Annotated in this window: 28 protein-coding genes; 25 read left to right on the top strand and 3 right to left on the bottom strand. The window is 55.5% G+C overall.

Annotated elements, in window-relative coordinates:
- Positions 1-31 precede the first annotated feature (31 nt).
- Positions 32-1,585: a GGDEF domain-containing response regulator gene (locus MF6394_RS02370; protein ID WP_078466095.1), complete on the bottom strand. Its 1,554-nt coding sequence runs from the start codon at positions 1,583-1,585 to the stop codon at positions 32-34.
- A 213-nt stretch (positions 1,586-1,798) separates the two neighbouring features.
- On the opposite strand from MF6394_RS02370, the gene MF6394_RS02365 reads away from it, so the two are divergent.
- The 9 genes from MF6394_RS02365 to MF6394_RS02320 all read left to right on the top strand — a co-directional run bounded on the left by MF6394_RS02365 (position 1,799) and on the right by MF6394_RS02320 (position 12,244).
- Positions 1,799-2,938 (top strand): hypothetical protein, encoded by a 1,140-nt coding sequence (locus MF6394_RS02365; protein WP_078466094.1) that lies wholly within the window; start codon positions 1,799-1,801, stop codon positions 2,936-2,938.
- 222 nt (positions 2,939-3,160) lie between these two features.
- Entirely contained in the window at positions 3,161-3,712 is a 552-nt protein-coding gene (locus tag MF6394_RS02360; protein WP_153045993.1) for a hypothetical protein, read from the top strand.
- A gap of 93 nt (positions 3,713-3,805) precedes the next feature.
- Entirely contained in the window at positions 3,806-4,339 is a 534-nt protein-coding gene (locus MF6394_RS02355) for a hypothetical protein (RefSeq protein ID WP_078466092.1), read from the top strand.
- A 102-nt stretch (positions 4,340-4,441) separates the two neighbouring features.
- The gene (locus tag MF6394_RS02350) at positions 4,442-4,816 is read left to right on the top strand and encodes a hypothetical protein (RefSeq protein WP_078466091.1); all 375 of its coding nucleotides are present in this window, start codon (positions 4,442-4,444) and stop codon (positions 4,814-4,816) included.
- 91 nt (positions 4,817-4,907) lie between these two features.
- Entirely contained in the window at positions 4,908-5,465 is a 558-nt protein-coding gene (locus MF6394_RS02345; protein ID WP_078466090.1) for a hypothetical protein, read from the top strand.
- 195 nt (positions 5,466-5,660) lie between these two features.
- On the top strand, positions 5,661-7,541 hold the full coding sequence (locus MF6394_RS33705; protein ID WP_153045992.1) for a hypothetical protein: 1,881 nt from the start codon (positions 5,661-5,663) through the stop codon (positions 7,539-7,541).
- 198 nt (positions 7,542-7,739) lie between these two features.
- Positions 7,740-8,096 carry a hypothetical protein gene (locus tag MF6394_RS02335; protein WP_078466088.1) on the top strand — a complete coding sequence of 119 codons (357 nt, stop codon included), beginning with the start codon at positions 7,740-7,742 and terminating at the stop codon, positions 8,094-8,096.
- Positions 8,097-8,211: 115 nt separating this feature from the next.
- The gene (locus tag MF6394_RS02330; RefSeq protein ID WP_078466087.1) at positions 8,212-8,922 is read left to right on the top strand and encodes a hypothetical protein; all 711 of its coding nucleotides are present in this window, start codon (positions 8,212-8,214) and stop codon (positions 8,920-8,922) included.
- Between the two features lie 1,252 nt (positions 8,923-10,174).
- Complete coding sequence (locus tag MF6394_RS02320; RefSeq protein ID WP_078466085.1) at positions 10,175-12,244, top strand: hypothetical protein; 2,070 nt, start codon at positions 10,175-10,177, stop codon at positions 12,242-12,244.
- Between the two features lie 493 nt (positions 12,245-12,737).
- Here the strand turns inward: MF6394_RS02320 and MF6394_RS02315 are convergent, their stop codons facing one another.
- The gene (locus MF6394_RS02315) at positions 12,738-13,181 is read right to left on the bottom strand and encodes a hypothetical protein (protein WP_078466084.1); all 444 of its coding nucleotides are present in this window, start codon (positions 13,179-13,181) and stop codon (positions 12,738-12,740) included.
- A 344-nt stretch (positions 13,182-13,525) separates the two neighbouring features.
- On the opposite strand from MF6394_RS02315, the gene MF6394_RS02310 reads away from it, so the two are divergent.
- From MF6394_RS02310 to MF6394_RS02245, 14 genes are all read left to right on the top strand, one after another.
- Positions 13,526-13,906 (top strand): hypothetical protein, encoded by a 381-nt coding sequence (locus MF6394_RS02310; protein ID WP_078466083.1) that lies wholly within the window; start codon positions 13,526-13,528, stop codon positions 13,904-13,906.
- A gap of 71 nt (positions 13,907-13,977) precedes the next feature.
- The gene (locus MF6394_RS02305) at positions 13,978-14,205 is read left to right on the top strand and encodes a hypothetical protein (protein WP_078466082.1); all 228 of its coding nucleotides are present in this window, start codon (positions 13,978-13,980) and stop codon (positions 14,203-14,205) included.
- Between the two features lie 102 nt (positions 14,206-14,307).
- On the top strand, positions 14,308-14,685 hold the full coding sequence (locus tag MF6394_RS02300; protein WP_078466081.1) for a hypothetical protein: 378 nt from the start codon (positions 14,308-14,310) through the stop codon (positions 14,683-14,685).
- Positions 14,686-14,842: 157 nt separating this feature from the next.
- Positions 14,843-16,015, top strand: coding sequence for a hypothetical protein (locus tag MF6394_RS02295; RefSeq protein WP_233100507.1), 1,173 nt, complete (start codon positions 14,843-14,845; stop codon positions 16,013-16,015).
- A gap of 250 nt (positions 16,016-16,265) precedes the next feature.
- Complete coding sequence (locus MF6394_RS02290) at positions 16,266-16,499, top strand: hypothetical protein (protein ID WP_078466080.1); 234 nt, start codon at positions 16,266-16,268, stop codon at positions 16,497-16,499.
- 40 nt (positions 16,500-16,539) lie between these two features.
- Positions 16,540-16,746, top strand: a complete 207-nt coding sequence (locus MF6394_RS02285; RefSeq protein ID WP_078466079.1) for a hypothetical protein — start codon at positions 16,540-16,542, stop codon at positions 16,744-16,746.
- Positions 16,747-16,768: 22 nt separating this feature from the next.
- A complete protein-coding gene (locus MF6394_RS02280; protein ID WP_078466078.1) occupies positions 16,769-16,999 on the top strand; it encodes a hypothetical protein in 231 nt (76 codons plus the stop codon).
- Positions 17,000-17,077: 78 nt separating this feature from the next.
- Positions 17,078-18,259, top strand: a complete 1,182-nt coding sequence (locus MF6394_RS02275) for a hypothetical protein (RefSeq protein WP_078466077.1) — start codon at positions 17,078-17,080, stop codon at positions 18,257-18,259.
- A 68-nt stretch (positions 18,260-18,327) separates the two neighbouring features.
- Positions 18,328-18,975: a hypothetical protein gene (locus tag MF6394_RS02270; RefSeq protein ID WP_153045991.1), complete on the top strand. Its 648-nt coding sequence runs from the start codon at positions 18,328-18,330 to the stop codon at positions 18,973-18,975.
- Between the two features lie 96 nt (positions 18,976-19,071).
- Positions 19,072-19,698 carry a hypothetical protein gene (locus MF6394_RS02265; protein WP_078466075.1) on the top strand — a complete coding sequence of 209 codons (627 nt, stop codon included), beginning with the start codon at positions 19,072-19,074 and terminating at the stop codon, positions 19,696-19,698.
- A 204-nt stretch (positions 19,699-19,902) separates the two neighbouring features.
- Positions 19,903-20,436, top strand: a complete 534-nt coding sequence (locus tag MF6394_RS02260) for an N-acetyltransferase (protein ID WP_011923042.1) — start codon at positions 19,903-19,905, stop codon at positions 20,434-20,436.
- A 1,044-nt stretch (positions 20,437-21,480) separates the two neighbouring features.
- Positions 21,481-21,618, top strand: coding sequence for a hypothetical protein (locus tag MF6394_RS34115; RefSeq protein ID WP_161952151.1), 138 nt, complete (start codon positions 21,481-21,483; stop codon positions 21,616-21,618).
- A 354-nt stretch (positions 21,619-21,972) separates the two neighbouring features.
- Complete coding sequence (locus MF6394_RS02250; RefSeq protein WP_078466073.1) at positions 21,973-22,275, top strand: hypothetical protein; 303 nt, start codon at positions 21,973-21,975, stop codon at positions 22,273-22,275.
- Positions 22,276-22,330: 55 nt separating this feature from the next.
- The gene (locus tag MF6394_RS02245; protein ID WP_078466072.1) at positions 22,331-22,705 is read left to right on the top strand and encodes a hypothetical protein; all 375 of its coding nucleotides are present in this window, start codon (positions 22,331-22,333) and stop codon (positions 22,703-22,705) included.
- A gap of 57 nt (positions 22,706-22,762) precedes the next feature.
- Here the strand turns inward: MF6394_RS02245 and MF6394_RS02240 are convergent, their stop codons facing one another.
- On the bottom strand, positions 22,763-23,446 hold the full coding sequence (locus MF6394_RS02240) for a hypothetical protein (RefSeq protein WP_078466071.1): 684 nt from the start codon (positions 23,444-23,446) through the stop codon (positions 22,763-22,765).
- A 254-nt stretch (positions 23,447-23,700) separates the two neighbouring features.
- On the opposite strand from MF6394_RS02240, the gene MF6394_RS02235 reads away from it, so the two are divergent.
- Entirely contained in the window at positions 23,701-24,336 is a 636-nt protein-coding gene (locus MF6394_RS02235; protein WP_078466070.1) for a hypothetical protein, read from the top strand.
- Between the two features lie 185 nt (positions 24,337-24,521).
- A complete protein-coding gene (locus tag MF6394_RS02230) occupies positions 24,522-24,926 on the top strand; it encodes a hypothetical protein (RefSeq protein WP_078466069.1) in 405 nt (134 codons plus the stop codon).
- Positions 24,927-24,976: the final 50 nt, after the last annotated feature.

The raw sequence follows: 24,976 nt of genomic DNA, 5'->3' as shown, positions 1-24,976 counted from the left end.
GGGCTTTTTTATATCCGCAGATCGGAACTGGTTAGTCAGCAGCCTCTACACGGTTTCGACCGCCATGCTTTGCCTTGTACAACGCGTGGTCTGCAGCCTTCATTGAAACCGCTGCGGACCCATCCAGCAGAGCCACGCCGGCGCTGAAGGTGCAGGCAAACCATTTCCCACTTTCACCCTGATCCTGCAGGCCGGTTTCAAACTGAAGATTGCTGAAGAGTTCGCGAATTCTGTCGATTACATTCCTGGCATCTGACATCGGTGCGCCAACCATCAGCACGGCGAACTCCTCGCCCCCCATCCTGCCTATGAAATCGGTGGAGCGAAGGTTGTCTGATAGCACCTCAGCAAGCCCAACAAGCACCTTGTCACCTACAGGATGACCAAACGTATCGTTTACCTGCTTGAAGTGATCAATGTCGATCATCACCATGGTGTTGGGCACGCTGCCTGAAGCACTGACACGTGATGCTGATGCCATCAACTGCCCGTGGTTCAGAAGCCCTGTGAGAGGGTCGCGCCGCATTCGCGAGTCAAACGCCTTAGACCTCGATATGAGCGCCTTGAGGGCTTTGATGAAGGCTCCCCGCTTCAATGGTTTCTGGACAAAAGCGTCTGCCCCCTTCGAAAGCGCGATCAGCTGGGTTTCTGTGTTCCGCTCACTGCTCAGAAAAATGATAGGCATCACTGCATCGCTATCTTGGCGAATAACACTGGCAACTTGGGCGCCATTGGCTCCCGGCATATGGAAGTCAGTTACGACCACGTCAGGCCTGAAGTCCTCAATAGCCTTCAAAACCCCAGCTGGAGAAAGGATATGGAGTACCTCAATCCCTTCCTCACGCATGAATTTAATTGCCGGGTATGCATCCGTTTTGGAGTCATCGAGCAGCAAAACCTTGTACCCATTGATCTGCGAGTCTCTGGCTCTGCTACGGATCAGCGATCGAAGCGTTTTGACGTCGGCCTCAACCCCTAGTAACCGCACTACACCAAAGGTCGCGGCAACCAAGCGCTGCTCGAATGTCATTGGTGTATCTTCTGCAATGACCACCAGCAAATCACTGTCATGATGAGCAGCCAGAGCTTCGAGCGCACGACATGCTTCTGGGTGGTCCACAACAGCGCTACCCACGAGCACCAAACCTGAGGTCGGCATTCGTTCCCTCAGGTCGGCTACAAGATCCGAGCTGGAATCCAGACTGAGTGACAGGATCTTAAGCCCCATAGAGCTTAAGCCTGAGGCAAAGAATGCTCCACGGTTTCCGAACCCGGGGATGTAGATGGCTGATGGTCCTTGATCACTGGCTCGTGCGTCGCTTTCCCGCCGGCTTGCCGCCTGTAGCGTGTCCATCTGCAGATCAATTCCTTCTAATAATCTTGCTGTCAGTGATTGGTTGCTGCTGATGAGGGATGAAAGCGAACCGAGCTCCGTCGCGAATTCCCCGGATAGGGAACTGATGGTGCTTGATCGAACCTTGGCAACTACGGCTTTGAAGGCTTCAAGGGTGTACTCGCTTGGCCTTGGCAAGACCTGTGAGCGCCAAGCTGACTGCAGGACCCGGTTGATGGTTTCGTGATTCATAAGCAGAGGCCTCCACTAGTAATAGTGGCCATCTAGTGCCCCATATTTGCAGGTTCCAACTAAAATATTTGCCTTCCGGCCTGAGGCAGCGAGCCATTCAGACCTGCGCCCGTGGACGAATGTCGGGAAGGCTAAAACCTGAAGGTTCGCAATGTGGTGGTGGTGGCACAGTCCGGCACTAGCGAGGATGGGTCACCGACAGATGGAGTAACCATGGACACGACATTAATAGCCGCGCTCACCAACCGTGGCGCTATGCCATTTGCGAGAAAAGTCGCCCGCGATATGCGACAGGGTGCAAGCTTAGACGACGCCATTGCGTCCCGAAGCGTCCCAGCAGGGGTATTGGTGGATGTCCGATTGATCATGTTTGCCGTCCAGGCTGGATGGTTTGAGGTTCCCGCGGGCCCAGACCTGACTTTCAGCAAGGCCCAACACAGCAGGCTCACAGCCCTCAGCAGCAGAGCCCCGTGGCTTGGTGAGCTAGTCGATGAGGCGGCAGCATTCGAGGCAATGCGTGCAGACCGAGCTCATGGTCGGGCGCGCGCATTCGGTGCCAAGGCATTACCGAACTTCCATTCATCCGCCACAGCGGCGATGACCCGCCTCTCGAGACTCCCACGAGATCATGTAGCAGGTGAAATCACACTCGAGCTCTGGGTCCAAATCCTTTTAGATACCCAGTCCGTGGCTAAATACATCAGGGCACAGATGGATTGCTTCCGTCCAGCCTGGATGTGGGAGTCGGCTTATTCCCTAACAGAGCAAATCGAACGGCTTCGTGAGCACGACTGCATGCATCTCTTGCTCGACTACGTGTCTGCAACGAGGAATCGGTACATCGACAGCTTTGAGCGCAAGCTGCTTGAGGACGTTCAGTATCGTGGTATGAACCCTTCGGAGTACGAGCAGTGCTGGGCGGCTGAGGAGATGCGAAGGGTCAATGAGCAGCAAGCCCACTGGAAGGAGGTGTTTGGTCTCGTTAGGCGTCTCGCAGCTGTCCTTGATGGTGTGAAGACCTACCACCAGGGCACGCTAACAAAAAGGCTCAGGAAGGAATCGAATGGCGCATTCCGGCTCCAACGTTCAGATCTGGATAGAGAGGCCCTCGTCGTAGAGGTCAAGCTCAACTACTGTGTCGGGCAAAGCGCAAACCTTCAGACCGGCTTTGAATTAGTGAATTACTGCCTAGCGCTGGCGGACGAGATAGAGGTGGAACCCCCGACCTTCTCTGGCTACCTGTCTGCATGCGATAGGGCCAAGGCCCGCGTGGCAAACCTGGTAACGCCACCACTCGACACAGCGTGCTCCACCCGTCGGCCACCAGACGACTTTGACGAAGCTGCTGCCTAACTACCCGAGCCGCTCTAAGAAGCGGCTTTATCATGTCAAGGCTCGCATTCATTCCCTCAGTCTGGGTAGGTGTCTTGCCTTGAGTTTGGACGGGGTGCAGATCCTGAGCTCGGGTCTAGCCTGCCTTTGAGGCTCCCCATCCACACTGAGACACTAGGGTTTCTTGAGGATGATGAATTTCCAGTCACCAGGTGCTTCTGGCACTGGGATACAGGGTTGACCATGGAAATCATCAACCTCTCAAGGTCAATTCAGATGTCTCTACACGACACCATCCACACCACCCTCCGCTCAACCGGCTACGTCACCAATGGCCAGGCCAGCGACCTCGCAGAATCGGTTGAGAACCTCATCTACTTGCGCGAGGCTCAACTCAACAGGCAGATCGAAGCCTTGAAGGCTCAGCTTGATAGCCTGCACGCCCTGATTTCAACTGCACAGGAAGGCACGGACAAGATGAACGCCGAGGCGTACAACGCCCGAGCGGTAGCGATATTCAAAGCCATCTCAGCGCCCGGCCTGCTTCTGCCCGTAGACGTGGAATCCTTGGCAGCTGCGGGGCCTAAGACAGGTCGTGTGGTTATCGACTGTACCGGCCCAATTACCATCAGCGATGCCTACTCCGATCACCCCTTGGATATCGTAGTGATCGTTCGGCCCCTCAGCCAGGAAAGCGATGCTAAGAAGCATGATTACCTCGAGCGCTACTGCCACGGCGTGGGCAAAGAGGATGCTATTGCGGATGCGTTTGAGGAGGCAGAGGCCGCCATCTAGGTTGGAGAGAATTTCCAATCAGGGGTGGTTCTGGCACACCAGCATCGCCCCCAACATGGTCCCCATCAACTGATCGCCAACTAGGTTACGAACATGCCCGAAGCCAATTCCGCTCAAGCCATCAAGTTCACCAGCTTTTCCGTAGCCCCATGCATTCGGGTTAACTACGACAATGATGTGGTCTACCGCACCATCCACCCGCAGCAGGAGCCGTCCGCGCTTGCATCTGTGGCCTCGCTCAACTGCTTTGATGACCACGAGATGGGGCTGACCCTCGTGAGCGTTGAGGCTGAAGGTGTGGATGGGCTAGTGGTCGCCCCGGAGGGCTCTGAGATCTACGACATCGCTCATGGAGCAGACCGCACCGAGATCAGCTTGTGCAGCGGGGAGTACGGGGGTCTGTACTGGCGCATCCTGGCATTTGTAAATGGCAGCACCAATCCCGAGGACGCATACCAGATGATGGTAGGTGACTGCGAGTCGACGGTGCGCTCGGCCTGTGCTGGCCTTCAAGGACTGGTATCCCTCCCCCAGGCTATCCGCATGCACAACGACAAGCTGGACGCTGATGAAAAATGCCCTGATGGTGATGACTACAACGATCTTCTGAAACTCGCCGGCGTTTAATGCCGCTACTTCCCCCGGCCCGGCACACACCGGGCCTTTTTGTTGGTCAGCGCTATCCCAGTGATAATGTGCCATAACGGTTACCAAACTGAGGCTTCCTACGTGCCCGATATCGACCCTGATGTTGCTTCGCTGAATGCGCGCCTACGTCTCTCCACCCTCGCCCCTCACCGGCTAACGCTCGCCCAGTTTCTTGAGCACGGAGACGCTTTGCCTGTTGTGGGCAATCCCCGCAGCTGGGAGGTCAGTCACGGTCGTTTTCTGACCTGGGCAGAGGCAGACAGTGCTGAAGCCGCGCTGAGGCAGATACACCGGCGTGAAGTGGAAAGCTCGCTGAACTGGAACAGCGCAGGAACAAGTGAGAGAGGCTATCTACCGTCGATGCCAACACAAGACGTACTGGACGACTACCCGGATCTGAAGGTGACCTTCGCAGAAATCCTGACTGGGGCGGTGAATCTGCCCGAGGGCCGATAACCGTCACTGGCAAAGTATGACTCACCCGCTTCTGGCACACCCTTCAGGGCATGACACTGGCTCTATCAACACAGAGCCGGGAGGCCATACCATGCAGAACGTCGAAACCAACACTCATGCTAATACCCAAGCAGCGGCCATCGCCCCTCACCTGCTTACTCAAGCTCAGTTCATCGCCACCGCCCAGGCAGTACCCCTGCTCAATCATGGGCGCAAGTGGGATGTGCGCATGGGGAACTACAACTCCTTCTCGGATGCTGACACAGCTCAGGCTGCGCTGATCGATGCCCACCACGGCGCCGTTAACAACGCCCTGTTCCTTAACGAGGCGGACGCACCAGAGATCCCAAACAAGCCGTCGGTACCCTCGGCCGAGGTTCTGGCCAGCTATCCGGACCTCATCGAGCAATACGCTGACGTGATTGCGTATTCTCAAGGCGAACGGAGCATCGCGCTGCCGGCGGTGAACAAAGCTGAATTCGATGCCGTACTGGCTGCCCTACGGCTGCTTGGTGCATCCATGACGGGTGGCCTTGTTCGCCCATGTGATGGCGACATCGGAGAAATCCTCACGGACAACGGCACCCACGAAGGCCTTACTGCCGAGGGTGTTGATGCACTCTGCGAACGTATTCAGTTCGACTCCTAACGGAGGGTAATCCCCCTATTTTCAGATCCACTCTCTTTCGCCCAGCACTGCTGGGCATTCACGCGCGTGATTGTTTCATCAGTCCTCTAACTCAGCGGTTTGAGGGTGCCCAATTGGGTGCCTGAGCAGGTGCAGTGATGGCAAAATGGCTCGCAACTGGGAAATTCACTTCAGATCTAGGATCTAGGATCGGCAATGGCAGCACCAAATGGATTCAAAGCAGGTGACATCGCGCATTCGCTCAAGTCAAAAGCTGAGCATGCCTTTGGCTTAGCAGTTACAGATCCATTCGCGATCAAGGAAATTGAGAATCACAGGGCAGACGTCACTTATACGGTCACCGCTTCGTATACAAGCGAACCCGAGAGCCGTCAGGTTCAGTACGCGTCCGGCCCGGCTTACAAACGTGAGTACATCGGTGAGGTCCTGGCGCAGCGCCACAAACAAATATTCAGTGATGCTACCTACACCCGCAACCTCATGCAGGGGCAACTAAAGGGCAATCCCAACCTGTACCGCAGCCCCGTCTCGAAGCATTTGATCCTTCGTGATGACTCATATTGCTACAGCGTGGAGGACTGCCGGGGTTGCGGCGGATCAGGCAAGAATGATTGCTCCACCTGTAACGGCACGATGTACCACACCTGCCGCGAATGTAATGGCCAGTGCCGGATGCATTGCACAAACTGCAGCGGCACCGGGAACACCTCACACAGTCGTTATTGCCCAGGATGCGGTGGCTCTGGTGCGAGAATGGGCGACCGCTGCAACCAGTGCTACGGTACCGGCAAATCAGGTAGTCCGTGCTATCGCTGCCACGCTACAGGCACCATGACCTGCAACGGGTGCAATGGCGGTGGCAGACAGAACTGCCGGCAATGCAACCTGGGCGAGGTTCAATGCAGCAGTTGCAGGGGCGCATGTCAGCTTACGTACGAATACAACCTGAACGTCTATGCCCAGACTAAGGTGTCATACGGCTGGAAAAATCTCACTGCGCCTTGGCTTGCGCCAGCCTTAAAGGAGATGATGAACGCACCCGAGTGCAGCACCATCTTCAGTGTCGACCGCTACGAGCTTGCCAATGAGAACCCGAACGTGTTCGTCGGTACCGGCCACGTCCTAGCTGCGCAAGCAAAGGTCGGATTCCAAGGCATGAGCGGCACCTGCCAGTTCATTGGCCCGACGCTGGTCCCGGTGTTCCTGGACAATATTCTCAGCGGGGGTTTCAAGACAGCATTGGAGGGTGTGAAGGATCATAAGAACCTCAAGGCGGTATTCCAAGCATCGAGCAGCAAGATCGCTCGCGAGCTAATCACCGAGCAAGCCAAAGGCAAAGATATCAATGATTGTTCGCCAGTTCGTAAGGGAATCATCACACCGAACGACGCAACGACGTTCTCCATGGCCCGCCACCTCTCCACGCTCCATATCATGACTACCTTCAAGCAGTTCCGCTGGAGCGCCGTATTTGGTTTGGCCAACTCGATGTTCGCGGTGCTCTTCGCCTTATACGCGCTAATGAGCATCCTTCATTTGGATGCAACCAATGAGCACAGCAAAGGCGAGTGGTGTCTTGGGCTTTTTGCGATTCTCGTTGACCCCAAAGGTGTAATGGAGGCATTCATGAGCCCAATGGAATATTTCATTGACCAGTTCAGGTACGGCATCGACTACCTGCTTATCACGTGCTGGATGCTCACAGCGCTGGTCTTCAATCGTTTCACCCTGCCCCTGCTCGCACCGAGGGTGTGGGGGTGGACTTCTGGTTCATTCCTGAGGATGGGAATTCTAGCCGTGCCGAGCATGGTGGTTGTCCAGATGCTCATGGCTTTGCATCCATCCCAATTCGTGCCACTGCAGTTCTCATCGCTGATTCCGACCTTTCACGTGAATATCGGTCAGGTGTTCGTGTGGGTAGTGGTGATCACTCCGCAGATCTACCTGCTCTCCCTAACGATTTCCATCATTCGGTACAAGGCTGCCGGAATTCACTGGGGAGAGAAGATGATGAGGCTGATGCTCCAAGAGGAAAATACGAAGGGCATTCGACGGGTGTTCTTGGAGAAATCCTAAGCACGCTATCGGCACCTACGAGCACAACACAGAACACCTGAGGCCCAGCTTATGCTGGGCCTTTGGCATTCTTGGGATGAATCGCTCCCCATCAGCGGATTCGGCCGATTTTCGAAGGGCGTCGAGGTTCTGGCACACCCAAACCGCCCCGACAATGGATCCCATCAAAAACGAACTCGCCCTCTACTGGAGCCACACATGCCAACCCTCCTCGAAAACCAGCAGGCACTGACTGGTGCAGGTTTCGCCCTCTCCGATTTCAAATCGATTGCTGGTGCTGATGGGTCTCTCAAATTCACGGGGCTGGATGGGTTTGAGGTCGTTGAGACTGGCGGGGGCTGCTTGGCTATGCGTCGCAACGCAGGCGAGTTCTACATGCTTCTTACGTCGGAGTGTGGCTCAGATGTGCCCGATGAACAGGACTGGGAGGAAAACCTGATCGGCATTTACCGTGAGGACGATGATTCCGAGGTCATGTGCATGTCAGCCCGCGATTTACTGGACTTGATCAACAAAGATACAAAGCCCATCGACATCGAATCTCTGGATTCATAAGCCCGATTGACGGCCTGTAGGCTGAGTACACCCCGCCTGCCCCATTCGCTATCTCGCTGGTTCTGGCACGCAGGAGCTCGAGGCATCCTGGTACCAACTTCAAAGGGAGCTCCCCATGCAACTCACCGTCAAATACACCTACGTCGAAAACATCATCCCGCCACGCTGTCGCAATCCCCGCCGCGCTCGGTTCGACGATGGACTTGAGGTTGTAAACCTCCGCGAGATCCCGCGCGAGGCCGCGCCGGTTGCAATCATCAGCGCCAGCAATAGCAGCGAGCCGCCAATCGAGTACCGCTGGTTTGACGGTCAACTCTGGACCTCCTGCAGCGTGTACGGTTGTTCGCGCCAGGCGCGCACATCGGGCGGTACTGACTACGACTACGCTGCTCCGGGGACAGAACTCTCGCTAGTGACCGACAGCGTCAGCATGAGCCGCCACGATTTAGGCATCTTCGTTTCTGTGAGTGAGGGGAAGGTGGCCATCGCTGACTACCTTCACGGCTGGGCTAAAACCCTCATCCTCATCGATGGTCAGGTCTACCGCCCCGCAGGCGAGCCGCGCTACGTGGTGATGACCTTTGGCCTAAGCAACAACCACGGCGGTACCGCAGTGCTGTGTACTGACATCTCGAACACCAACATTAAAGAGCAATCCTATTTCTCAGTCCTGCAATTCGAACAGGCAAAGGACTATGCAAGCCGAATCGCAACAGCGCGCGGAGACACCACCAAATTCAGTGCAGATCCAGGTTATACGTTTGAGGTGCTGATCCCTGAGGCGGTTCGGATCAGAAATGACTACAAACAAGAGGCTGCGGCGTGATCGAGGGTGCGGGTACGCTCAAACGCGTAGAAAAGCCTGTTACCGATCACGTCTACATCAATCATCCGGCTGGGTTTGCTTGCCCGTGGTGTGCATCATCTAACGTGACCTTGTCCGGTACCGACTTCACATTCGGCGGGGACTTCATCGGTCAACAGACTTCGTGCGATGACTGCGCTGAGAAATGGGAGACCATCTACACACTGTCTGGCTACGGTTCCTGAACACGAGCCTTGCCGACTATCCACCGGTGGGAACCGATAGGGTGGGGATCTCGAATCCCCATCTCTGGCATGGGGCCTGTGTCTGGCTTCGACGCAAGATGGGAAATCCCCCATTCACGTTCACTATGAAAATCACAGCCCTGACCTTGGAATCGGCCCGCTGTAACGGCTAGGCATATCGGCCTCAACTAGCTCCTCCGGCAAGCCGGGGATTTTCATAGACCCGGTTTGGCTAGCCCCCTGCAAAATCGGCGTTAAACTTTGCCTATCCACTTAGACTTGGATCCAAGATGGCAAACGACAATGACGCAAGGAACGCGGATTCCATTTGGACGCCAGCAGCCGTAGCCCTGCTTGGCAGACTAACCGACAAGGAAGTGGCGGCCCAACTTCGGATCACAAAATCGGCAGTATTCCAGGCGCGCAAAGCCCGGGGCATCAAGACGAGGTCGGGGAATAAAGTGTGGACGGAAGAGCACTTAGCCTTACTGGGTAAGATGTGCGACCAATCACTCGCCTACAAACTCGGCATCCCCAAATCCACAGTTACCTCAAGAAGAACTCGAAGCTCGATCCCGCCCCTCAATGTGCCTACCGAAGCTTTCGAGCTCCCTGCAGAATATCTGACGCGTCTTGGAAAGGTCTCTGACGCAAAGATCGCTAAGGCTGTGGGTGTATCAGCCCCGACTATCAGTGCATACAGGCGAAGGCTCGGGATCGGCGCAACCGTTGAGTTTGGTCACCCCAGTGAGGAACTCAATGATCTGCTGGGTAAGGACACAGATTCTAATCTGGCCAGGCGCTTTGGGGTCACTACCGCCTGCGTTTGGCTCAGGCGCAAAAAGGCAGGCATCCCACCTTACACAGAAAGCATTAACGCTACGCGCCCAAGGGAGGTCCAGAACATATCTCACCTCGCAGAGTAACGCCGATAACGCATTAGGTTCTGGCACGCCAGCTATAACATCAGACTGGACTCATTGTAGAAGCCCCTCGAGGGCACACCCAACGATCCAGCGAGTCCATGCATGAGCCAATACACCCTGCCCCAGCGACCCGGCGAAACAGCACTTGTGCTGTGGGAACGCCTGACCGGTAAGCCAGTTGAGAGCCTCAGTTTTGGTTCGGACTTAGATGGCTTTAGCCTCTACTACGCCAACAAAGAAATCAACGCGGCGATCAAGACAGGGGACGAAGCCATCGTCACCCTGCTCATACGCTCACAGATGCCCCTCTATGCCAGAGCGGCGACGTTTCCCCTCAGTGAGTACCGGAGTGGCTCAGAACGCATATCAACCATGCTGGAGGCTATGAGCGAACTGGATTCACTGTTCGCAGATTCAGCCATAGGCAGGCTACATGATGAGTACCTGGACTATGCTCAAGGCTCACTGGCCTTCTACCGAAATCTGGACAGATCAGCACTCTCCGCTGAGACACTGGAGTTTGTCGCTACACAGGCCGGAGGTGTTGGCCTCGACGCGCTTCACAGCATCGACCGGCTGACACGCCTAATGATCAAGGACGGTGTTCCGGCCCCAGCAGGGGAAGCGAAGCTTGGACGAAACATCTACGACATCGGACGTATCGAAGACCTGCTGGTTCATGCCCACCAAATACCCACGGGGTTCTCCCTGTGTGTCATCCGAGGCAAAAGCATCGCTAGTAGTTACTTCGTCATGGTGGTGCGCACCGGCTCACGCATCCTGGCGCTGACCGACAAAGGCAAGTTCGAGCACCCTCTCCAAGAAGAACGCATGCAGGCACGCAACGATCGGTTCAACGCCCAGCGTATCGATGGCAGTCACTTTCCCTATTCCCTGCTCAAGATTCAGTGGATGGACCGGGGCCGGACAGCCCTGGAGAGTGAGCCGCGCGCAACCAACCTACCCGCCGCGGCCGGACTGCCGGTCCTGGCGGACATCAGCGAGCTGGATGACCGCGAGTTGCTCTGGCTTCAGCTGTTTATCGACCAATGCCGCGCACGCTACTTCGACCAAGGCAAGTCCGAGCCATTGCTCGCAACAGGTTCAATGTTGAGCCTCGGGCACAAACTTGCAGAGAGTGGTGATCATCTCCCAGCGCTTGCTGGCCGAAAGCTGGATCTGGTTACACGCGCCAGCAAGGATCTGACGGCCGCATGGTTCTATCAAACTGAGCCACAGTGGGAAACGTGCGCCAATCCGAACCTCTGGATGGAAGATCGATTCGCCGCCGCAGTGCCCGCGGAATGCCTGTACATCCCTGAGACAGTGATACAGGCCGGCCAGCTCCAGATTGGCATGGATGGGCAAGGCGAACTGACCATGAACCACGGCGAGCCGGGCAAGGGGCTGTTCGTGGCTGAATTGAAGTCGATTGCGATGAACACCCTGGACACCCCGGAGCGCATCATCGCTGACGCCCACTACACGGCACGTCACAACCAGGTCGAAATTATCCGGGGCCTTGCAGCTGCAGACTACGCTCACCGGCAGATTCAAGTGCAGGAATGGTTCTACAAGGCCGTGGCCAAGAATCTGCCCGCGATCCTGGATGACCTACTGCTAGCCAACCATGCACGATTCCGTCTGCCTCGTACGGAGAGTGGCCGCCCAATGATGGGCGTGAACGGCACCAACATGCGACACATTGGGTATATCTACGAGCCACCCAGCAAGCAGCACGCCCCCGACCGCCGCGACAAGGTGCGCCTGGAGCACTTCATTGGTGTCACTAACAGAGCGGCATTTCAGTGGGATTGCTACCTTCAGCCTGGGGAGCACGTGCAGGCCAATCTGTTCATCACCGTGAGTACCGACACCATCCACGACATCAAGGTCCTTACCGGCCTTTCTCTTGCAGACATCCCGGCTGAACTTCATTCCCGAGGATTGGATATCTACACGGGGAACCACATCCTCACCCGACTGGATCCTCTAAGTAGGATTCGGAACCCATGGGCAGGTCTGACACTGAGGTTCCGCTTGCCCGTCAGCTTCAAGGCATTCAAGGCCTACCGCGCGGCGCACGGGCTTACCACGCCCACTCCCGGGGCACTTGTACAATGGGGATTGGAGGGCGGCCTAGCTGCGCACACCGAAGGGCTGACGTGCTGAGTGGTCCTGCGCAGCAGCTTCACAATCAAGCGGAAAGGAGAGGCACCCCTAACCGTTTCCGCTTCAAATAAACGGTGCTTACGCTACACCCGAGGCGCTCAGCAAGAAGCCGATCGGAGCAAGTGCCGAGTTGATTTATAGCGTCCTCAGTCCAGTCAAAGAACTTTTGATGTCGCAACAGCGGCACTTTCTTCTTTTCACGCATCCGGGCTACCGCGTTTTTAGTAAGTCCAAATCGGAAGGCGATAACTAAATCCGACTCCTTCCCGAGTAGAGCAATTCGCTCCGGTGTCCAGAAAACCCCGGCGCTATACCTCCAAGCAGGAATGCCAAGTGCGATTCGTTTGTACCTGACAGCGTGACGCGAAATACCAAGCTGTTCAGCCAGTGCGCTATCGGAAACCCCACCCAACAGTGCGATTGCCTCTGCCCCCCATTCAAATCTGTTCTCAGGCACTCAGTCCCCGATTTACTTTTAGTGTGTGTGAGCTATTTACTGGCGGATATGGGCAGCTGTGGTGATAACGAAGAATCCTTTCTCGCCAACCTCACCTTTCTTTAGTCCTAGAATCCCATCTTTGTCCCAGATGAGGCCTGGCATCTCTGTCACTATCAAGGAACCGTCAGCCTGCGCACAGGCGAGGTTTGCAACCCCCTCCTGAGCTTTTAACCGGCCATTTGTTCCTCTGGAGACCCGGATATTAAACGCACATTTACTCTCCTGTAGCTGATCCGCGACTTGGCTTGCAAGCTTAGTCATCGGGCCTTTCTCATCGCCCAAGGAACCCCAGTTCTTCACGACGCCGAAGAGTAGGTCTCCGGGAGTGCTGACGATGAAAGGGATAGGGGTGAGTGCCGGAATCGCGATCTCGTTGGTAGACGCAAATGCCGGCGCTGCGAGAACCAGCAGTGCCATTCCCCAAAATGCTTTCTTCATTGGTGATCCTTCAAACATAGGCTTTTAGAGGATGTAGCTCAGTACGGCAGTTTAACGCCCGGGCCAGCGTCATCAAGGCAAACCCCACCCTTGAAATTCCACCTGAGGAATCGATGACTGAGGCAGCGCGAGCAAGACGGACTTTATGTGCGGGCGGAAGTCCAAATGGCTCCCCGGCCGCCGTCACTTAGCGCCTTATCTGCCCAAGGTAAAGCCTGAAGCATCAAGAGCGTTTGATGGAATGTAGCGAAAGCTGGGTGCGAAAAAGGAAGCCCCCAGTTGGGTTGCAAGGCGTAGTGCCCGACTGCAACATCACCGAATTGCTTTCTACCTGGAATGGTCCAATGAGTGTGCAGGACAGCGTAACCGCCCCTAAAAGCCGGAAGGCGTTGCGGAAGGTTTTCAACACCATCGGCTTTGCCTCCGCAAGCTGGGCTGCCTACGTTGGGGGCTTTGTGGTGTGCTATGTAGCGTTAGAGCCTGTCACTGACCAAATGTCGGTGATGATGCGATTCACTACGTACATGGCTGTTACGGCAGCGATTGCATTGGCTGAGCACCTGTACCTGCAACCCTGGCACGGCTCACGAATGCTGAAGAACATCGCTGAGAAACATGGACCTAAAACTAGCGCTCACATCTACGGCCTGTTTGTGAACGAAGACCCTAATAGACCCCGCATCAATATCCCCGAAATCGCCAAGCAGTACGGCGAGCGTCCATAACCTAGCCTGGGATGGTGAAGTGAATGGAGCCTGCTAAACCCGCACTTGCGCCTTGAAAGGAATGATTGGACATGGAATGCACCTGCTGCAACCACAAGACATCGATCGTCAAATACTTCCCCGATACTGGAATCGTGGCCTGCAGGGTCTGTCAGGATCTTGGCATCGACACCCCTAAACCCACCCTCCGCGGGCTGGGATTCTTGCTGCGGTCAAAATGCGAGACCTGGCCGGAGGGGCACCTCAAGTCGAAAGCTGCTGCACTGATCGAGCACGACCGTGCCCTGCGAAACGGTTAAAAGCCATAGTTAAGGCTTCATAAGCAAAGCACCTATGACCATCTTGCGAGCAGTGCACTGTTCAGAACGGGCACATCCCGCACCACGGAGTTAAACCCACCAATGCGCACCCCTTCCCAAGACTTCATCGTATGGATGAACGCTGAGTTTTACTCGCTTTATCGCGTCGACCAGAATCAAGCCATTTCAGCGGCTAAGAAAAAGGTTAACCAGGTGCAGCCTAAAGAGCAGGCGCAATTGAGAGCGACCCTTGAAGCAATGGCCCGAAAGAACAAAGGTTTTGCCAACATTTTCAACAGGCGTGAGGCATATTTCGTTATAGGGCTGGTGTTGGCTGCAATTGGCACTTACGTCGCTGGAGGGTGGGCAGCCTGCTGCGCCGTCGTGGTCGCCACCGTGACACCTGTTGCAATGTCGTGTATCCACAGTTCCCGTAAAGCAACCGCGACAATTCAACTGATCGCAGCGCTAAAGCAATGATCGACCGCGGCTGTTTATGTCGACGCGGTCTATCCGCCATACCGAGGCTTGACCAGAGTCTCACCCGTAGCCTGGTGATTTTGGACGCCGACTCTGAATATCTCGAAATATCCGCTACACTATAGATTATAGCGTGTCGGATATTTGAGGATATAGCATGAGCATCAGTCAGAAACGCCCTATCTTCCAACGCCCTGCGCTTGCAGAATCTCTGGCACGAGATGTCGCCGGTGAGTCGTTTGTCGATTATAGCTCAGGCCTGTTCCTGGCCGCGCCTCGGCGCACTGGCAAGAGCACTTTCCTCAGAAACGATTTCATCCCCGAATGTGAAACGCGGGGCTGGCTTGCAGTGTATGTCGACCTTTGGGCCAATCGCGAAACTGACCCGGCCGAACTGATAGCTGGAGTGATCGGCTCAGCCCTAGGGGAATTCGATAGCGCCATGAGTAAGGCCGCCAAGAAGATCGGCATCGAGAAGATCAACCTGTTACGGACCCTCAGCTGGGATTTCTCAAAGCCTCACTTGCCGGCGGGCACCACCCTTGCAAAGGCGCTGGACGTGCTTCACCGGGTCTCAGGTCAATTGATCGTACTTATCATTGACGAAGCTCAGCATGCTCTGAACAGCGAGAGTGGGTTGAATACCATGTTCGCCCTCAAGGCTGCGCGTGATCACCTCAACAGCGGCGTGGGGGACGACGGGCTGCGCTTAGTCTTCACTGGCTCGAGTAGAGACAAGTTGGCCAACCTGGTGCTCAAGAGCAAGCAGCCGTTCTACGGCGCCAACATCACTCCATTCCCATTGCTGGGCAAAGACTTTGTCGCGTTCGCAACGGAAATCTGGAATGCCCGCCTCGCATCCAGCAATCAGTTTAGCGTTGAGGATTTAGCTGACGCATTCGACCTTGTTGGACACCGGCCTGAGATGTTGAATCAGCTCCTCACTGAGGTAAGCGTCGGTCTAGGTGAGGCCAGCAACCTTGGCGAGCTACTGCGCACAGGCGCGCTGAACCACCAAGCAGGAGTGTGGAGTGACTACGAGAGCGCCTTTAACGGGCTTTCCCCTATCCAACAAGCGGTTCTTGAGGTCATGGCTGAGCGTGCTATCAGCAAGCAGCCATTCGTGCCCTTCTCAGATCAAACATTTCAGGCCGTGAACCGTAAACTCGAACTCGCACAAGTCGACGCCAACGCCTCAACCCCGAACGTTCAGAAGGCCTTAGACGTGCTGCGGGACAAAGAGCTGGTCTGGAAGGCAAACCGCGGTGAATACGCCCTTGAGGATATCTCTATGGCTACCTGGCTTACCCGCAGCTCCGTTAAGTCATAACTGAACCGCCTGTTGGGGGAAATGTTAAATATTGCCCTGACAGGCTTTCGGTAGCGCTGCACCACCATCAGGCGCCCCAAAGCTGACTGTTCGGTTGGTGGATCTCATCTCATCAGGACAGATCCAAGATAATGGACCGGGCGTAAATCGCCGCACTCTCACAGCGGGAATGGAAATTATCGTCATTGGTAGCTTCTGGCACACATCAGTCGCCTACAACATAGGCACATCAGCTTATGGAGTGCTCGCAATGTCCGTCTACCTTTGGCCCCTCGTATCCCTTCCGGCAGTCATCACCGAACCAGGTGCGTACATCACTCGGGGCGGCGAACGCGTCACGGTAGTCCGTGCAACCCAGCGCCACAGCTTCGACTGCAACGGCTTCTATGGTGAGGATAGTGCGGCGATCGCTGAAAGCTGGCATCGCAGCGGGCGCCTCTATTCGAATGTCGAATGCATAAACGACATCGTTCGGCGGGTGTGAACCAACAAGAAACCAGTCAAACAGCCTACAAGGAAAAGGAATGGCCACCCTGACATTTTGTGACTTCGATGAGGCCCTTGAGGCCGTAGAGAGCGCACCAACAGAGGAGGCTCTTTCCGCACTAATCGACACCATCAACCAGCTGTTTGAAAGCGACTGCCTCGAGGTCACACCTCGGGACTGGGCACACCTCGCATCTGCAACTATGTTCCGCACCACACAACTTCGGGATACGGCACCGCAATAACCAGCCGCGGACAGGACAAATCATGACCAACAATATGCAAAAATGCTGGGAGTGGTTGCATGAGCGGAGTCGATTCGCTTCCGTTCAAATCGACTTCAACCGCGACCACACCTACAAACAACACCGCGCCGTTTGGCACGTGGAAGGCTTCGGCTGGTGCAACGCGAAGGGCCAAAGCTTTGAAGAGGCGGTAATGAACGCTATCAACACTCGCTTTGATACAGAAACTCTGGAATATTTCCCGGCTGAATAACAGGCCAGCCGCAGCAGCCCCTACCTGGCACCTCAGTGACCGTGTCAACTTTCCCATCAACTTCATCGCAGGTGCTTTTTGACAACGATCACATGGGATCTGAAAACCCTCAGCGCCGACACTTTGGTGAGTGACAGCGCAGCGATGGTGCAGACCGGCTACATCGCCCAACGGGATTGGTCACTGAAATCCAAGCTTTGGGTCCCAGTTAAACCCCTCACGTTTGAGCTCTCGCCTATCGTCGCCGTGGGCGCATCCGGAAACGTTCTAGTAAGCAACCTGATTGTTGACTACCTGCTTGACCGGAACCTGCCTGCTGGTACCACTAGGCCTTCAACTCCGCTGGAGGCCGATCTCGCGGCCCACGCAACGGCTATTCTTGGAATCCATAATCAGGACGCATCGTTTCTAATCCTGACTGAAAGTCACTGCTGGCGCCTCAAGGTGTTCCCCGGAAAACCCGTCGATATCAGCGACGTCACTGCCCACCCGACTGCGATCGGTGCAGGTGCCCAAGTTGCGCAGCCGTGCCTGGACGCAGGCCAAAACGGGATCAAGAGCATTATTGAAGCGGCTCGGCACACAGATTCGGAAACCAATTTCTCCATCGACTATGTTGATCGGACGTCCAGTCCCACAATAAAACGGGCGCGGCAGTCATGCACAACCCTCAGAGACCCACAGCGTCTGAATCGGGTGATTACTCGATCCATCGCACTCATCGGTGGGGGGCTCACCGCAGTGGGTGGCATTGCCTTCCAGACTGGCGGGTTTACAGGGGGCGCTCAGATGCTGTTAGTCGCGCTCAGCATGGCTGGGATCGTGGCCACAGTATCCTCGATACTCACATCTCTCTGGGACACCAAAGGAGCCAAATATCACCTGGTGCCTATTGGGGTGATGGCGTTACTGCTAGTTTGGAGTGTGAGTCAGAGCTTTCTTGAGGCACACCGGTTGACACCCCTAATCCTGCTCTACTTCCTCACAGTTTTCGCTCTGATTATGCTGCGGATAAAGTGGCCTTGGGTAAGCCGCCCGCGAAATGCGGTACATCTAGGGGCCAGCTTAACGCTGGGTAGCTTGCTCGCCGCGCTGACACTCTTTTCTCAAGCCCCCTACGACTGGCCCTTGCTTATTGCAGGCACGATCGGCGTTAGTCTTGGGTACACGGCAACTCTGCTGACGGTCAACTACATGATCCGAAACTTCTCCCGCCACCAGGTAATCATTGAGCGAATTCAAGAGAGTCAGAATCCTTAGTCAGGAATTTAATACCCCCGCTCAGGCAAGATCCTCGGACGTGCACAGCACAAGGGCTATTCGAGCAAATGAATTCAGGAAAGATATTGGCTGTGGGATGTTTCGGCGTGATTCTGATTGCCCTCGGCTTTGATATTGCAGTCACCCGCCCCTTCGCAACGATGTATTTCGTCGGTTCAAACCCCGCCTGGGGCTTTGGTCCGAGGGAGCTTGCACACTGCGTGGGGTTCGCAGGCTGCACCCTGGTAGGGTGGGCTTTGATCCGGTCGTTTTCCACGCAACGAGGCCGTCGCGCCAACCTTATGGTCGCATTGGCGGGCCTGTGTGGATTTCCTCTGTTCCTGTCATGGCCCACTTGGATGCCTTTCCAGATGGAGCATGGCTTGCGAAAGTTCATCTGCACCATCGTCATCCCTTTCTACCTCATAGGCTCAGTCATGTTGCGGCAGTATGTGAGGGACTGGCCTTCACTTACCCGGCCGACGCAAGCGGCGCTCATGAGTGCAGGAATGATGTGGATTTGGTCACTCACATGGGAGGTGGGGATCCAGCCTCACGAATATGTTTATGAAGGTCCTCCTCGGGGATACATCCAGTGGGCACAGCTGCTTTCCGACTTCGTAGGCATATGGGTCCCAGCATTGGGGTTGATTGGCCTGCGCCACCACATAGCAAACGACACCCCATCTGCGGTTTCGAAGAGCGCAGCCTTGTAGATTCCCTAGCGATCCAGAAGTGGTGCCTGCTTCTGGCACACGCAAAGGCCACCCATGATTGCTCCATTGAACAACTCAAGTCTCTGGAGACAAATTATGAACGCAGCATTCCGTGAAGCCCTCGCCGCCCGCTTCCTGTGGACGGACTACCTCGTTCTCGAAGCCATTGGAGCATCGGAACCTCAGGTCGATACCGCGTACCAGGCCGCTTGCAACGCAGTAGATGAGCTCGCTTCGAACGACGTGCTTTCCCACCGCCACTACGGCCCTGTTGCCCCTCTCCTGCTGCAGGATGTTCCCTTGCTGGAGGACCATTACAATCTCGCGTACGAGATGTATTCAGAGCTCTACTACAAGAACTATCACGACGGATCTATCGAGGTGATGCAGTCGCACTGGCTACCACCAGTCAAACCGCTGGACCTTCCCTATTCCCAATGGATGGCCGCAGTTACTCGCGCGATTGCCGATCTGATGCAAATGACCTGTGCCGAAGCCGCGGTTGCTACGTATTCCTTTGATGAGGACTTTTTCCATTCATGGAGAAACCAGGACCTGCCAGCTGTTGCAGCTGAAAAGATCCATGAGTCTTACAAGCGCCATATCGGTGGGCTGGGTGAAATCGAGCTCGAAGAGTTCATGCATGAGGTTGCCCGGGATCTTGAAGATGTCCGCCAGCAAGAAGACCACCACTTACGTTGCGATTGCACCGACCATTCTTAAGTCGGAGTCGCCGGCTAACTCCGGTTCAATTCCTCTGTAAGCGGCTGAATAGCTGGGGGCGGACTTAGGAAGGAGAACGGACATCCACCAGCAGGAAATGTCCGTTTCCCGCCACATCCCCAGTCAGGCACGTCGCGCAACCCCTGTGAAAGTATAGAAAAGCCGTTATCCTAGCCACGATCCGAATCCCGCTGCTGGTTACCAATGTCCAAGAATCGTGGCAACGAATACCGCTACCAGATCCTGAGGTCTGAAGCACGCAAGGCAGCCCAGGCGCTGGCGCACTCAAACGAGAACCTTAAGGCCCGGGGAATAGACACTACTCAAATCCGCTTCGATAGCATCACGCCAGTGGAGATCGAAGCCTCGGACCTTTGGGGTGATGAGGCTACCCTCTATCCTTGGTACGATGTGCATCATTGGAAGCAGGACGACACGCGCGGCTTCGATCTTTCGCTATGGTTTGGTCAGGAGCTCTGTGGGCTCTGCTACGCCACACCTCGAAAGAGCAAGATCTGCATCAAGATCGTGATTCTCGAGGGCAAGCCAGACAAGTCGCACCCCCTACGAGGTGCCGTGGCTGCGCTGGCGCTGACCGCAATCGAGAACTACGCCCTTATGATCGGTTGTACGGAGATCGAGGTCCAGGAGCCTGCAGCAGGTGCTATCCCGGTATATGAGAGCCTGGGGTTCGCCTTCGATCCGACGGACCGGCTTGTCATCTCTATTGAGCAGTAATACTATCCACCTAAATCCCGATACCCGAGAGGTGTCTATGCAGAAGCCAAAGCACGAACCGAAACCAATGATGGCAGCACGCTTCCAAGCAGAAGCTCGTGCGGTCCTTGCTAATCGTTCCGTGAAAGCCAGCCGTTTTCTGGACGTAGCAATGTCCAAAGGCCGTGATTTCGAGCCCGTTGGCCGCCTCGCTGGCTGACAAGCATCATTGATTTCCAAAGAGCTGCCCTGACGGGCGGCTTTTTTTGTGGTGCGCCAGGCATGGCGCGTAGCGCCGTGACTGGCGCTGTTTAGCTCACTGTGGTGGTGAGCCAAACGACTTGGAGGTGAAAGTCCTCTACACACCCGGCAAGGGGAAGTGTTAGCCAGAGGTAAGGGTGTCGCGGGTGACTGCGAATCTGAAGGAAGCCCGAGGCAAAATGCTGGCCTGACGAACAGGAAGCGGATGAGGCGGCACAGCGGGGTAAGACGGCCACAATCGTCAAAGCCCGATACTTGCACGGAACGCTGTGACGTAGATCCGACAGGCATAAGCAGGAAGGTCGCGCGAATTACCCTGGGAGATCTGTTTAGCCTGCCATGTGCTACCGGCGTCGCGAGATGACGGGATGGGCGAACAGAAGTCAGCCGAGGCCGTAGTAGTTGCTCGAACCGGAGTAATGAAGGGCTGAACCTGCCATGAGTGGATAGTCGGGTGTGATCTCTGTTGGAGCGTAAAGCAGAAACTCCGCGTAGCGGGGGTCGAGACCATCAGGAGGTAGGAGCCGGAAGCTCCGAGGGCCGGTCTGGGCGCTTAGATACCACAGGCGACACATCAACGGAACCAAACTCGCTGACGTTATTTGTCAGTAGGCAGGAACCGCCGTATACGGAACCGTACGTACGGTGGTGTGAGAGGACGGCGGCTGTGAGGCCGCCTCCTACTCGATCCTGCAATTCACAATACCCCCGGCCGGGTTCGTGGATCCTCCATAAGCATGCTTCTGGCACGCTTGCGAACGCCTCAATATTGCCCTCATCAACTTCCAAGAGTGTGGAGAGATCATGAGCAAGGCTGAAGAAAGAACAATGAAATCACTGCGAAACCGGTGGGCTCAGGGCAAGGCGACGGCAAAGCAGGTCCGCCTGTGCATGGACCTGGAACAAAAGGCTCGGGTTGAGCAGCTGAAATCCCCACTCTGAATCCCAACCAACTGGCTGTACTGGCCGGCCCCGGCTATTCAAGGTAGGAATTATGAGTAAGTTAGCAGCGCTGTTGGGCCCCGCGGACGAGAAGACGCCGTATCAGCGTGGACGTGAAGCAGGCCAGAAGGGAGACCCGGGGCCAGCCTTCCCCAATCCGGATTCGACCTGGGAAGACCGATTGTACGCCCGCGGTTGGTCACGAGGCGCAGATGATCGGGCTGGCAAACGGAGTTAGTTGCCGTCCACCAAAAAAGGGGCCCATGCGGCTCTTTTTTCGTAAAGAGGGTTCTGGCACAGGGTAAGTGGCAACAAGATGGCCATATCAAATTCAGCTCATGCAAGGAAATCAATATGGCTACCGCCCACACCATCACACTCGCTTCGGGACTGGCGGTGCCTGTCGTGCAGTACAACTCGACCATCAACGGTAAAGGGTTCTACGTCAGCTTCAACGACCACGACATGTGGATCTATGGCTGCGACACCACTGCGCTAGTGCGTGATCAAATGGATGGGTTCTACATCCTCAATGGTGATCACCGCGCAGCCTACTCAGCGCTTATCTCGCAAGGCTTTGAAGCGTGCATGGATTACTTCAAATCCAACATCGGGATCGCAAACAAACGTAGCGACCTCCCGCCGCAAGCTGCCTGAGCCTGATCATCCCACCCTCACGCCCGGGCTCGCCTGGGTCTCAAGGAATCAAAACATGAACCCTAGTCAGACCATGAGTATTCAATCCCTCAAAAGCAACTTGATCGGTGTTATGCCGGTCCTCGATGCGAACCTAGCCGCTGCGCACAGTGAGTACATGGCCGGCGCCATACCTGCCGGTGCTTTTCACTATGTACGTTCACGTCATCTGACTGCCTGCGCAGTAGTCTCCCGCGATGACCTTGAGGCCGTAGACGCTTACAAGGCATGCGCGTTCTTAGCGATAGATCTGCGCAATGGAATCAAGGAGCTGACCGAGAGTGTGAAGGACCAGGTAGATGCTTGGTGGCAGTGTTATCGAGATGCGGGTTTTACGGAGCTTCACCCGTTTTTCGAAGCACCTATGCTGCCTTCTACGCCTATCAATTGAGCCATTTCATCAAATTCCAACCCGGTGCCAATGAGACACGGGTTGAGTTCCTTGAAATCAATTAGGTCTGAGTGCCGGCACCAACCTGACCAAGTCCAGCCTCCCCATCAACCGCGCGTAATCCTCCGACCACTGACAGTAGTTCTGTGCGTCACCGTCACCCTCCCCGATCAGCACCAACTGGTGATACACAAGCCCGGTCATCATCGGTAAGTGCCGGACTACTGGAGTGTGCTGCTTGCCGGAAAAATAGACCGACTCAGCAAAACTCAGAAGCTCAGATGGGTTTTGGCTTTTGCGATGCTGAGAAGGAAGGATAGTGGTGTCAATGACACACCCATTCTCCAAGGTGATCCAGGCATGAGCATTTATCGGCCGGCCTACAGGACGCCCATCCTGAAAGTCCAACCCATAGCCCCCGGCAACGTCGCGCTGCAGCTGCTCTAGGTCAAGGCCCACATAGAGGCCATCAACCAGCTCGATGTCTCCAACAGTGACGGTATGCCGGACACCCAACTCAAGCAGGATGTATGACAGCTCACGGGCGACTCTGAAGCATTTCCCTGGCAGCACGTCGGTATGCGGGAGAAACTCCGAGAAGTCACGAGCGATCGCATCAACAATCTGAGGTATGTCGATCTTCAACCCTGGAGTGATCCTCAGCGGGTAGTTCGACAATCCACCTGCAATCCCATCGGTCCGCACCATGGCTACCTTGAAAGCGTCTATGTACTCGTGCATTGGTACTTGCTCCGGCGATTCAGTGTCAATGGGCGATGACGATACAGATCGACCAAGGATCAAGCGACCCCAGCACACCTTTCCCTAGGCTGGATAACGACCGCATTGGTACCCCGCCTGAGGCATTGGAAGTTCGATTAGGCGGGCATTCCAAACGTTGGGGCGGCAGCCTTATTTTCCCCTTGGGAGGTTCTGGCACACTTAATACCCCCTGATGATGGTTCCACTGTCCAAACAGACTCGGAGCCTCAACCATGAACCCAGCATTTCAAGAAGCCCTCGCCGCCCGCTTGCTCTGGATCAATGTCGCTGCTTTTGCTGGCATCGAAGGGTGCGAGGCTCAAACCGAAGCCGCCTTGGAGGCTGCCTACAACGCGGTGCACGATCTTGCGTCGAATGATGTTCTGACCTACCGCCACTATGGCCCCTGCGTGCCAATCATGCTTCAAGACATCCCTGAGCTGGCAGACCAATACAGCCTTGCTCACGAGCTCTATACAGAACTGCATGAAACCAACGTTAAGAGCGGATCGATTGGCAGGCTCTCAGCAAGTTGGTTGCAACCTGAGCCACATGAACACTTCCCTTACACAAGCTGGCTTGCTGCGGTCGATATGGCTATCGCTCAACTCATGGACGCTCGTGTCGGCACGGTCGCACACATTCGGCAAGGGCATTACCGCACAGTGATGCACCAATGGTCACATGGAGAGTCGCCGGTCGACACGGCAGAGGAATGCATTGATGCCTACGAGTGCAACCAGGAAATGTTGGAGGAGGAAGCCCACCGCGCGTACTGCCAGGACCTTCACGATACCTATGCGTCGATTGAAGCAGATCTCTGGGCCGGATGGCGTGAGGAGTGTGAAGACCTGGGGCTTGCGGCCTAACACCGGCGGCGAGCGATTCAATTCGTCAGACCCAACCTGCGGAAACCGATTGCGCAGCCTTCGGCTCACATCTGGGATTCAGCCCGTGCTTACTCATCATTCTGACTGGATGGGGCTTCTGGCACGCTGAATCCTCTACGAATATGGGGTCAATCAAATGCGACCCTTCATAAAGGAAATCACCCATGAGCGCCCACACCCCGGACTATCGACCCACCATCGGCCAGACCTTGTTTATGGGATTCATGGACGACCAGCCCTACGTTGTAACGGTAACCGGCTTCCACCAAGACGCCCGCTTTTCGAGTGAGCAGATCGAATTCACTGTCGGCAAAGACGGCAAGCCCCACTCCTCGAGCATTAATCTGTACAAGTTCTACCCAGATGCCCCGATCGACAGCAAGTACGTCTACTGCGTTGTGCAATCGTCATTTGATGGGCGGGAGCTTCTAGAGGTGGAGGAATCGTACTTTTTCAGTGAATCCAGCGCGTTCGAATTCAAGGCAGGTCTGGAATCTGGCGCGATAGGCTCCCGGTTGGATTTGCATGACAAAGACCGGACGTTCCGTGTTCAGGTCGAGATGGTGTAAGCCTGAGTTGAAAAGGTTGTGGTTGTATTTCGGCTTCCACCGACATGCTG

The organism is Pseudomonas sp. MF6394 (assembly GCF_002018845.1).
In the GTDB taxonomy this organism is placed as follows: domain Bacteria; phylum Pseudomonadota; class Gammaproteobacteria; order Pseudomonadales; family Pseudomonadaceae; genus Aquipseudomonas; species Aquipseudomonas lactis.
Note: the sequence above shows the minus strand (reverse complement) of the source record. Positions and strands in the feature narration are given on the sequence as shown.

What these genes read in the sequence shown, in the direction of transcription:
- MF6394_RS02370 (WP_078466095.1), bottom strand. Translation starts at nt 1,585, where the DNA reads ATGAATCACGAAACCATCAACCGGGTCCTGCAGTCAGCTTGGCGCTCA.
- MF6394_RS02365 (WP_078466094.1), top strand. Translation starts at nt 1,799, where the DNA reads ATGGACACGACATTAATAGCCGCGCTCACCAACCGTGGCGCTATGCCA.
- MF6394_RS02360 (WP_153045993.1), top strand. Translation starts at nt 3,161, where the DNA reads ATGGAAATCATCAACCTCTCAAGGTCAATTCAGATGTCTCTACACGAC.
- MF6394_RS02355 (WP_078466092.1), top strand. Translation starts at nt 3,806, where the DNA reads ATGCCCGAAGCCAATTCCGCTCAAGCCATCAAGTTCACCAGCTTTTCC.
- MF6394_RS02345 (WP_078466090.1), top strand. Translation starts at nt 4,908, where the DNA reads ATGCAGAACGTCGAAACCAACACTCATGCTAATACCCAAGCAGCGGCC.
- MF6394_RS33705 (WP_153045992.1), top strand. Translation starts at nt 5,661, where the DNA reads ATGGCAGCACCAAATGGATTCAAAGCAGGTGACATCGCGCATTCGCTC.
- MF6394_RS02335 (WP_078466088.1), top strand. Translation starts at nt 7,740, where the DNA reads ATGCCAACCCTCCTCGAAAACCAGCAGGCACTGACTGGTGCAGGTTTC.
- MF6394_RS02330 (WP_078466087.1), top strand. Translation starts at nt 8,212, where the DNA reads ATGCAACTCACCGTCAAATACACCTACGTCGAAAACATCATCCCGCCA.
- MF6394_RS02320 (WP_078466085.1), top strand. Translation starts at nt 10,175, where the DNA reads ATGAGCCAATACACCCTGCCCCAGCGACCCGGCGAAACAGCACTTGTG.
- MF6394_RS02315 (WP_078466084.1), bottom strand. Translation starts at nt 13,181, where the DNA reads ATGAAGAAAGCATTTTGGGGAATGGCACTGCTGGTTCTCGCAGCGCCG.
- MF6394_RS02310 (WP_078466083.1), top strand. Translation starts at nt 13,526, where the DNA reads ATGAGTGTGCAGGACAGCGTAACCGCCCCTAAAAGCCGGAAGGCGTTG.
- MF6394_RS02305 (WP_078466082.1), top strand. Translation starts at nt 13,978, where the DNA reads ATGGAATGCACCTGCTGCAACCACAAGACATCGATCGTCAAATACTTC.
- MF6394_RS02300 (WP_078466081.1), top strand. Translation starts at nt 14,308, where the DNA reads ATGCGCACCCCTTCCCAAGACTTCATCGTATGGATGAACGCTGAGTTT.
- MF6394_RS02295 (WP_233100507.1), top strand. Translation starts at nt 14,843, where the DNA reads ATGAGCATCAGTCAGAAACGCCCTATCTTCCAACGCCCTGCGCTTGCA.
- MF6394_RS02290 (WP_078466080.1), top strand. Translation starts at nt 16,266, where the DNA reads ATGTCCGTCTACCTTTGGCCCCTCGTATCCCTTCCGGCAGTCATCACC.
- MF6394_RS02285 (WP_078466079.1), top strand. Translation starts at nt 16,540, where the DNA reads ATGGCCACCCTGACATTTTGTGACTTCGATGAGGCCCTTGAGGCCGTA.
- MF6394_RS02280 (WP_078466078.1), top strand. Translation starts at nt 16,769, where the DNA reads ATGACCAACAATATGCAAAAATGCTGGGAGTGGTTGCATGAGCGGAGT.
- MF6394_RS02270 (WP_153045991.1), top strand. Translation starts at nt 18,328, where the DNA reads ATGAATTCAGGAAAGATATTGGCTGTGGGATGTTTCGGCGTGATTCTG.
- MF6394_RS02265 (WP_078466075.1), top strand. Translation starts at nt 19,072, where the DNA reads ATGAACGCAGCATTCCGTGAAGCCCTCGCCGCCCGCTTCCTGTGGACG.
- MF6394_RS02260 (WP_011923042.1), top strand. Translation starts at nt 19,903, where the DNA reads ATGTCCAAGAATCGTGGCAACGAATACCGCTACCAGATCCTGAGGTCT.
- MF6394_RS34115 (WP_161952151.1), top strand. Translation starts at nt 21,481, where the DNA reads ATGAGCAAGGCTGAAGAAAGAACAATGAAATCACTGCGAAACCGGTGG.
- MF6394_RS02250 (WP_078466073.1), top strand. Translation starts at nt 21,973, where the DNA reads ATGGCTACCGCCCACACCATCACACTCGCTTCGGGACTGGCGGTGCCT.
- MF6394_RS02245 (WP_078466072.1), top strand. Translation starts at nt 22,331, where the DNA reads ATGAACCCTAGTCAGACCATGAGTATTCAATCCCTCAAAAGCAACTTG.
- MF6394_RS02240 (WP_078466071.1), bottom strand. Translation starts at nt 23,446, where the DNA reads ATGCACGAGTACATAGACGCTTTCAAGGTAGCCATGGTGCGGACCGAT.
- MF6394_RS02235 (WP_078466070.1), top strand. Translation starts at nt 23,701, where the DNA reads ATGAACCCAGCATTTCAAGAAGCCCTCGCCGCCCGCTTGCTCTGGATC.
- MF6394_RS02230 (WP_078466069.1), top strand. Translation starts at nt 24,522, where the DNA reads ATGAGCGCCCACACCCCGGACTATCGACCCACCATCGGCCAGACCTTG.